General features: G+C 62.7%; 2 protein-coding genes. Both read right to left on the reverse strand.

What is annotated here, in order from left to right:
* Positions 1-1439: primosomal protein N' (priA, locus tag ACE3OH_RS20765; RefSeq protein WP_374357676.1), on the reverse strand; the 1439-nt coding region annotated here is incomplete at its 3' end.
* Positions 1440-1858: 419 nt separating this feature from the next.
* Complete coding sequence (gene hemE, locus ACE3OH_RS20770) at positions 1859-2929, reverse strand: uroporphyrinogen decarboxylase (RefSeq protein ID WP_374357679.1); 1071 nt, start codon at positions 2927-2929, stop codon at positions 1859-1861.
* Positions 2930-3518: the final 589 nt, after the last annotated feature.

Genomic DNA, 3518 nt, shown 5'->3' on the forward strand with positions numbered 1-3518 from the left:
CCGAGCGGCGCCAGATCGGCATTGCCGCAGCTGGGGCAGCGCGGCGGCAGGCGTTCTTCATGGCCGCAGTGATGGCAGCGCAGGCAGCGCTCGCGCAGATGCACGGTCAGCCGCGCCGAGCAGCGCAGGCAGGGCGCCAGCCAGCCGCATTCGCTGCAGTGGATCACCGGGGCATAGCCGCGTCGATTGAGGAACACCAGCGATTGCTCGCCCCGCGCCAGTCGCTCGCCGATGGCGGCCAGGGTGGCGGCATGCAGCCCCTCGTGCAGCGCCTGCCGGCGCGTGGGCACCAGGCGCCAGCGTGGCGGCTGCGCACCCTGCACCGCCCGCTCGCTCAGCTGCAAGGCCCGGTAGCGACCGCTCACCGCGTTCTGCCAGCTTTCCAGGCTGGGGGTGGCTGAGCCCAGCACCACCGGCACCGCCGCCCGGCGCGCGCGCAGCACCGCCACATCACGCGCCGAGTAGCGCAGGCCGTCTTGCTGCTTGAAGCTGGCATCGTGTTCTTCATCCACTACCACCAGGCCCAGCGCCGGCATCGGCGTAAACACCGCCAGCCGGGTGCCCAGCACCAGGCGTGCTTCGCCGCGAGCTGCCTTGGCCCAGGCCGCAGCGCGCTCACCATCGGCAATATCGCTATGCAAAGCTACCAGCTCGATGCCGGGGAAACGGGCGCGAAAGCGCCCTTCCAGCTGCGGGGTCAGGTTGATTTCCGGCACCAGCACCAGCGCCTGCAGGCCCTGCGCCAGGATCGCCGCGATACTGTGCAGATACACCTCGGTCTTGCCGCTGCCGGTAATGCCGCGCAATAGATGCACGGCAAAGCCATTGCTGGCGCCAATGGCGGCTACGGCGGCCTGTTGCTGCTGATTCAATTGCGGGCCGCTGGCCAGCGCAGTCGGCCGAACCGGTGGCGCGAGTGCCGCCACCCGCCCATCAAGCAGCCAAGCTTGCACCAGCTTCCAGGCGCCGGATGATAGCTCTCGTAGCTCGGCTTCGCGGCAAGGCCGGGTCAAGGCCTGGGCCAGCCGGCGCTGCAGGGTGGCCCGTGGCGGCAAGCTGGCGAGCAGCGCAGCGGCATCGACCGCCTGGTACAGGCACATTTCGGCAGCACGAAACAGGTTTGGCTCGCGCCAGCGGCTTGGTAAGGCGGTGTGAACCACCTGCCCGATCGGATGCTGGTAGTAATCGGCACAAAACTGGAACAGCGCCAGCAGGTCGGCCGCCATCGCCGGCATATCGTCGAGCACCGCTTCCACCGGCTTGATGGCGATGCCGACATCCTGCGGCGCATCCGCCAGCGCCATGATGATGCCGACCAGCCGACGGCTAGCGAACGGCACCACCGCGCGCCGGCCGATATCGGCCGCGGTTGCGGCGGCAATCTCGTAATCGAATAATCGGGCGAGCGGCACATCCAGCGCCAGACGGACATAAGGCAAAAACGTGACTCCCCTTCACTTGCCTCCACCCCGGCCATCGATCCATGCACCGTTTGGCTATCAGACCGGCTGTTCAGCTAGTGAAATTGAATGTCCACAGATTGTGTGGATAACTTTGTGGGCAAGTTTGTAATTGCCGGTTGAAGTCCGGCAAATCCAAGCGCCATGCTGGATTGCCTAAATTTTAGGCTTTAAAATATACCATTTTAAATCAAGCATTTACTCAACACGTATTAGTGCAGAAAGTTGCCATATCGCGCTTGACAAGGCCGAAAGCAGAACATTCGTACTCTGTGCATAACTTAGCGGACACTGCGATGCCTTTACTTGAACAGATTGCCGTAACAGATTGTTTTTACTCAACTCTTCGCAACCCAGCAGCAAGGACATCGCATATTACAAACAGGCTAAGGCAAGGTTTAGGCTGGGTTACCGTGAAACTTGCGTGACAGTTGATGGACGGCATTCACCAGTGCGTCAACATGCGCAGGCGGAGTGAATTGCGAAATGCCATGGCCCAGATTGAACACATGTCCAGCACCCGTACCGTAGCTTTCCAGCAAGCGCGCGACCTCTGTTTCGATAGCAGCCGGTTGGGCAAATAGCGCCACCGGGTCGAAATTGCCCTGCAAGGCCACCCGCTCGCCCACCCGCCGGCGCGCATCGGCCAGATCCACCGTCCAGTCGAGGCCGATTGCATCGCAGCCGGTGTCGGCAATATCTTCCAGCCACAGGCCACCACCCTTGGTGAACACGATTACCGGCACGCGGCGACCGTCGTGTTCGCGAATCAGGCCGGCGACGATCTGCTTCATATAGGCCAGCGAGAATTCCTGGTACTTGCCATAGGGGAGCGAGCCGCCCCAGCTGTCGAAAATCTGCACCGCCTGGGCGCCAGCCTTGATCTGCTCGTTCAAGTAGGCAGTTACCGTGTCGGCATTCACCTGCAGCATATGGTGCAACAGGTCCGGCCGGTCATACATCATGGTCTTGATACGGCGATAGTCGTCGGAGCCACCACCTTCGATCATGTAGCAGGCCAGGGTATAGGGGCTGCCGGAAAAACCGATCAGCGGCACCCGGCCATTTAGCGCCTTGCGGATCGAGGCCACCGCATCGAATACATATTGCAGCTTGTGCATATCGGGCACCGCCAGGGCGCGGATCGCCGCCTCGTCACGTGCCGGCCGCTCAAACTTGGGCCCCTCGCCCTCGGCGAAAAACAGCCCGAGACCCATCGCATCCGGCACGGTCAGGATGTCGGAAAACAAAATGGCGGCATCGAGGGCGAAGCGATCGAGCGGCTGCAGGGTGACCTCGGTGGCCAGCTCGGTGTTTTTGCACAGCTGCAAAAAGCTGCCAGCGCGGGCGCGGGTGTCGCGGTATTCCGGCAAATAACGCCCCGCCTGGCGCATCAGCCACAGCGGCGTGTAATCGGTACTCTGGCGCAGCAAGGCGCGTAGAAAGGTGTCGTTTTGCAAGGTGGTCATAAGGGCGGGCGCCGATGGCGCTGAAGAAAGATCGCGGCGCGCATTGTCGCGTACTTTGGCGGCAGCGTGTTCAATCTGGATCAAACGTGGAAAGGAAGCCTCTGATGTGTGGCCGATGACATTGAAGATCACAGCGCCCCAAGGCAGCAAACCCAGTGCAATGCGCTGCGCGTCAATTGCCCTGCACAGGCGCCTTGCGGCCTTGGGTGAGTCGCGTATCGCATCATCCAGCCGTTGGTTTTATGCGCCTGCGGCGCCAATATCATGGGCGGGTTTGCGTCCCGCCGTCGCCTGACTTTCTTGTCTTGCCAAGAAAGTCAGCAAAGAAGGCGCGCCCGCGGTGGCGCCCGGCTATGCCGGGTTCCCTGCGCTTCTCGACCAAGTCGGCGGCTCGGGAACTCGGCCCTGCGGGCCTCAAACACCCCTCGCCTTCATCCGACTTGGCCTGCGATGCTCGGCGCCACCGAGGGCAGAGGGGCGCTCCGTGGGAAGCGCAGGAGGTTATCAAGCGCCGTAGGGCGGCCCGTGGCCGTCTTCGCGGCTGAAGCCGCTCCTACAAAAGGCAAGCATGGACCGCCCTAACGAAGAA

Source organism: Chitinimonas sp. (assembly GCF_041904975.1).
Lineage (GTDB): Bacteria > Pseudomonadota > Gammaproteobacteria > Burkholderiales > Chitinimonadaceae > Chitinimonas.

What these genes read in the sequence shown, in the direction of transcription:
- hemE (WP_374357679.1), bottom strand. Translation starts at nt 2,929, where the DNA reads ATGACCACCTTGCAAAACGACACCTTTCTACGCGCCTTGCTGCGCCAG.